Source organism: Gordonia sp. (in: high G+C Gram-positive bacteria), from assembly GCF_012515855.1.
Lineage (GTDB): Bacteria > Actinomycetota > Actinomycetes > Mycobacteriales > Mycobacteriaceae > Gordonia.
Window position 1 is genome coordinate 1 of the sequence record NZ_JAAYXO010000034.1, and the last position, 5,097, is coordinate 5,097.

General features: G+C 68.2%; 4 protein-coding genes. 1 reads left to right on the forward strand and 3 read right to left on the reverse strand.

The window, feature by feature from the left end; all coding sequences use genetic code 11:
- Nucleotides 1-29: 29 nt before the first annotated feature.
- On the forward strand, nucleotides 30-1,193 hold the full coding sequence (locus tag GX543_RS02190; protein WP_290849491.1) for an SRPBCC family protein: 1,164 nt from the start codon (nucleotides 30-32) through the stop codon (nucleotides 1,191-1,193).
- 46 nt (nucleotides 1,194-1,239) lie between these two features.
- Here GX543_RS02190 and GX543_RS02195 read toward each other — a convergent pair whose 3' ends face one another.
- The 3 genes from GX543_RS02195 to GX543_RS02205 all read right to left on the reverse strand — a co-directional run.
- Nucleotides 1,240-1,860, reverse strand: coding sequence for a TetR/AcrR family transcriptional regulator (locus GX543_RS02195; protein WP_290849492.1), 621 nt, complete (start codon nucleotides 1,858-1,860; stop codon nucleotides 1,240-1,242).
- A 107-nt stretch (nucleotides 1,861-1,967) separates the two neighbouring features.
- The gene (locus GX543_RS02200; protein WP_290849493.1) at nucleotides 1,968-3,590 is read right to left on the reverse strand and encodes an HNH endonuclease signature motif containing protein; all 1,623 of its coding nucleotides are present in this window, start codon (nucleotides 3,588-3,590) and stop codon (nucleotides 1,968-1,970) included.
- Nucleotides 3,591-3,655: 65 nt separating this feature from the next.
- The coding region (locus tag GX543_RS02205; RefSeq protein ID WP_290849494.1) for a PLP-dependent aminotransferase family protein at nucleotides 3,656-5,097 on the reverse strand (1,442 nt) is incomplete at its 5' end.

Consider the following 5,097-nt stretch of genomic DNA (forward strand, 5'->3'; position numbering starts at 1 on the left):
GACGAGGGACGCATGGCGAAGGTGGCCCGATGACGCGCTTCACGCTGACCGAGGACCTGCCGTGCTCGGCAGACGTCGCCTGGACGCTGTTGACCGATCCCGCGCGCATGCGCCTGTGGTCATCGGCGCCGGTGACGCTGGCCGATCCCGGTGTCGGCGGTAGGCCCGACACGCTCGGAACCATCCGCCGCATCACTCTCCCTCACGGTCGGGTCGCGTTCTTGGAGATCGTCGAGGCGAGCGAGCGCCCGCACCTGTTCCGCTATCGCGTCTTCCGCGCCGGCCCGCTGCTGCGTCATCATCGAGGCGAACAGCAGATCGTCGCACTGCCCGACGGATGTCGGGTCGTCTGGACCGTGGACGTCGAGCTCCTCGCGCCTCTCCTCGGTCGCCTCATGGTCGGGTATCTGCGTCGCGAGGTCCGCGCATCACTGGGCGCTCTGCGCCGATACGTGCTCCAACACGGACGCGACCTCGACGGTGTGGATCCCGGGCTCAGCCCCGCTCCCGACCACGTGCCGGTGACTGCGGATCGACTCCAGGCATTGGCTGCCGCCGCACACGTGTCGTTGGTCGAGCAACGCGCTATCGCCGAAGAACTCGCCGACGAGGACGACCCGAAGCAGTGGTTCGCCCGCGTGTATCAGTACGTCACCGAGGAGATGATCGACGCCGCCTCCGATCCCGAGTCACCCCTGACGCTGACGAACCGCGATTGGGTGCTCGCCCTGATCCCCACCTTCCACGAGTACTTCATCGACAATCTGGATCGCTACCGACACGGCCTACCAGCCGAACCGGCGTGGCAGACGGCGTGGTCGATGTGCGAACGAACCAACCCGGACAATCCCGCCCTGCCCGTCATGAGAGGACTGCTTGCGGGGGTCGCCGCGCACATCGAGGCCGATCTCCCCCGCGCTCTGGCGCGAGTGCACCGCGCCGAGTTCGCCGACCGTGACCTTAGAGAGTTCCGGCCCGACTACCTCCGACTGGCCCCCGTGTTCTCGACGGCGTCCGATCGACTCCTCGCCGATCTTCCGAAGCACTACACCCCGTGGTGGGTGGTGCCGATCCGTCGACTGCACCCCAACTTCCTCGATGCCGCGCTGGCACGCTCCGGTTACGACGTGGCGCGCCACCGACTGCGGGCCTTCGCCGCGGCAACCGAACTCTGCGACGATGCAGCCTTGTGAGCGGCCCCGTGTTCATCGAACGAAGTATCCATTGATCCTGCGATCATCAATCCCGTTGGGACACGTCGGAGAAACCCGACCAGATCAGGTCGGTGAGGTGATCGACCACCTGGGTGCGCGACATCGTGCCGGTCTTCGACCACCACCGAATCGTCGACGACACCGCCCCGACGATCGCATGAGCCCACGGCTCCGCTGCAGCCTGATCACCATCGCGATCGGCGAACCCGGCCCGCAGGATCTCGACGAGCGCCCCGAGCACCGATCCGGCTTCTCGCTCGTTGCTGCTCAGCCGCCCCATCAGCAGCGGTGCCAGCACCGGCTCTGTCTCGAACCAGTCGGCCAACAGGTCGACGGCGGCCCTCGTCTGCGCACGCGGCTCGTCGACGGTGGCCAAAACTGTGGCGAGACCGTCGACGATGCGGCGGCCCTCTCGGGCCGCTAACGCGTCCAGCAGGGCATTCCGGTCGGCGAACGCCGCGTAGACCGCTGACCGCGACAACCCCGCGATCTTGGCGACCTCCACCAACCCCACCTCGGAACCGTTCTGCCGGAAAGCTTCCTCGGCGGCGTCGAGCAGATTCGACCTGCGCTTGTCCAGATCCAGCGGTGGCCCCGGCGGCCGACCACGACCACGACGTGTCACCGGCTGCAGGATCGGCTCCATGCACCACCTCCGCGACTGGTCCCCGGCGAGCTGCTGCTGCAGAACTCTACCGTTTCGCCCAGCCGCCACTCCTCGCATGCCTGCATCAAGGACCTCATCCGTGCAGTTCAGAAATCCGGCTGGCCGTCCGCAGCGAGCTCTCGAGCTTGCTCTTCTTCGCGAAGGCGACGGTTCGCGGCCCGGCGGGCCATTCGGTACTCGTGCTTGGCCTGGGTGCGAGACTTCGTCCGTCGAGGGCCGAACTCGGCGTGTCCGCTTTCTCGGCGTGTCGCCGCGACCGGCGCGTGGGTGCACGGAATCAACCCGGCTTCCGGGAGCAGCCACGTGTTCAAGGCCTGCTGTCGGACAGCGAAGCCTTCCGGGGTCGTCACCTCGGTCCAGATGACGCCGTTGGCGTCGATGATCTGATCATCGATCCAGTCTTCGACGCTGGTCTTGAGACCGTGGTGGAATCGGCACTTCGGGTTGAGGTTGCACAGGCATGTCGGGCCGCCGGCCGCCGGAGCCCGGTGGTTGTACTCGCACACGTGATCCAGATCGGCGGCGAACGCCGGTTCGGTGCAACCGGGAGCGGTGCAGACCCCGAACAGGGCCCGCACGACGGTGTCGAGCGTGGCGGTCGGGCGGTAGCTATTGCCCGGCTGGGCCTGGTGATCGAGCAGGTCGGCAAGATCGAGGTCACGGGACGCGGCATCGGAACGGTCGGCGATCTCACGGACGTGCTCGGCCGAGATCGGACCGAACCCGTCCATCATCGCTGGGAGGTCGGAGGTACCGTCGAGAGTTTCCTCGCGCACCACCACGTGCAACACCACACGCGCACAGCGAGTGTTGATTTGCTCGTCCGACAGTTCAGCCGAGCAGTCGTCGGCACCGCACTGGCACGTGAAGGCAGTACCGTTCAGACGCGACATCGCCGCATCGGAACGCCGGACCTGCTTGGTGCGCGGGTCCTTCGGGCACACTCCGGCTATCACCGCGTCGAGGGTCTCTTTGGCGATCCGGACGTCTTCGGCCGAGGCGGTGACGATGAGCTCGGACATCCCCTCGTTGAGGGGGTTCACCATGACCTTCTTGTACGCCCGCACCTGCTCGCGGGTGAGCGTCACCGCATCCGGGTCGTGTTCGGCGACCACCGCGGCAACCACCGACTCGACCCGCTTGGCCGACAGTCCGCCCATCCCCATCAGCCGGTAAGCGATCTCCGCGTCGATCAGTGCGAGCAGACCGAGGTCGTTGATCAAGGAGGTCTGCTCCACCACGCGCGCGAACCACGCATCCGGAATCAGCCCGTCACGCAGCAGTGCGCCGACGGCCGGGATGCGTTCGGCGCACGCCACCGCTCGCTCAACGAACCGCTCCGCGGTGAACTGCCTGACCCCGGCCGCGGCCGCATACGACGCGGCGATCGTGCAGAGCGGATCATAGATGCGGCCGTACACCTCCGAGGTCGAGCCGGCACCCGCCTCGGCCTCGGCGCACTTCTCCCGCAGCAGCGCGTAGATCTCGCGGTAGCGATGCCACATCACCACCCCGGCGAACGAATCCACGCGCGCAGCGAAACCCAGGCGGGCCGCGCGGCTCTCCCGCACAGCGCCCGACGTCGCCGCCGAAACGCCCGCAGCCTGATCCCCACCCGCCGCGGCGGGGCGAACAATACGAATGACAATCGAATCATCGGTGACCTGGACCGTCGAGACCGGCTGACGGATGGCTGTGTGCGTCGCCATTGACTTCCCCTTCGAATCGCTGAATCGAACTTATGTTCTATGGTATTCCCGGGGTCTGACATTTCTTAGGCGCCGGAACGGCTCAGCACCACGCGCAGCGCCGCCGCGAACTCTGCCGCGTCGCGGCCGCCGAGCCGCGAGTAGTTCAGCACCAGTCCGGACACCGGATGGTTCTCCGACTGACTGCTCAGAGCACGGGCCCGCCACCCTGCGTCCTCCAGCGCGTGAACCACCGCGCGGTCGTCGAGGTCCGGCAGCAAGACGCACAAGTGCAGGCCGGCCTCGACGCCGGTCACGGCGAGGTCGGGGCAGGCGCGTTTGAGCGCGGCCACCAGTCGACCCCGTCGGTCGCTGTACACGCGCGCGGCCCGCGCCAGGTGCCGATCCATCGCCCCCACAGCGATGAAGTGCCCCAAAGCATCAGCGGGCAGCGACGACGGCCCGCGACGATGCACCGCCAACCACCGATCGACAGCCCGCCTCAACCCCTCGGGCGGCAGACACCACGCGACGCGAAGGTCCGGAGCCAACGACTTCGACGACGTCCCGACATACGCGACCGATTCCTCCGCGCCGGGCAGCGTCACCAACGCGGGCAGCGGAGCGACGCCGTATCGGAACTCACCGTCGTAGTCGTCCTCGATCACCAGCGACCCCGTGCGTCGCGCCCAGTCGACCAGCGCCACCCGCCGATCGACGCTCATCCGATGGCCGAGGGGGTACTGGTGCGCCGGTGTCGTGAACACTATCGCCGGCCGGTCGCCGAGCTCCGCCACGTCGATGCCGTCGGGATGCACCCGGTGAAACCGCACCTCGAGGCCCTGTTCCCGCGCCATGAGTACCGCACCGCGGTATCCCGGGTCCTCGGCATGAAAGGCAACATCCCCCGCGTCGCCTCGCTGCGCCACGAATGCGGCACACAGCGCCGCGATCGCCGAGCGCGAGCTGTCGAACAGCACCGGATCGGCTGCCCCGATGCCTCGGTGCCTACGGAGATGACCGGCCAACTCCGTCCGCAGGCGCGGGCTCGGCTCCTCCCAAGGGTTCAGCCCGGCCAGCCCTTCCGCCGCCGCCTTCCGAACGGCGCTGCGCCAGGCCCGCTCATCCACCAGCGTCGCATCGGGGATCCCCGGGCGCAGATCGTCCAGTGGTCGACCCTGCCTCGGCACGAAAGCGGTGGCCGACGCCGCGCCGCGGACTTCCCGCGTCCGCGCGCCGGCGCGTGCCGCCTGACCCGCGCCCTCGCTGACCCTGGTCGCCGAACCATGCACCGCGACGACGAACCCGGCCGCCGCGAGCTCGTCGAACGCCCGCACCACCGTCCCCCGTGACAGCCCCAACTGTTCGGCAAGCGCCCGACTCGACGGCAACCGGTCACCGTCGGTGAGGATCCCGTCGGCAATGCGGTCGACGATCGCCTCCACCAGATCGGCCGCACCCGCGATCTCCCCGAGGACGAGCGCCCCCGGACCAACAGTGCGTGCCATCCAGCCCCCTAAGTGGTCCA

Bases quoted from the DNA above. Each gene is read 5' to 3' on its own strand.
- GX543_RS02190 (WP_290849491.1), top strand. From the start codon at position 30: ATGACGCGCTTCACGCTGACCGAGGACCTGCCGTGCTCGGCAGACGTC.
- GX543_RS02195 (WP_290849492.1), bottom strand. From the start codon at position 1,860: ATGGAGCCGATCCTGCAGCCGGTGACACGTCGTGGTCGTGGTCGGCCG.
- GX543_RS02200 (WP_290849493.1), bottom strand. From the start codon at position 3,590: ATGGCGACGCACACAGCCATCCGTCAGCCGGTCTCGACGGTCCAGGTC.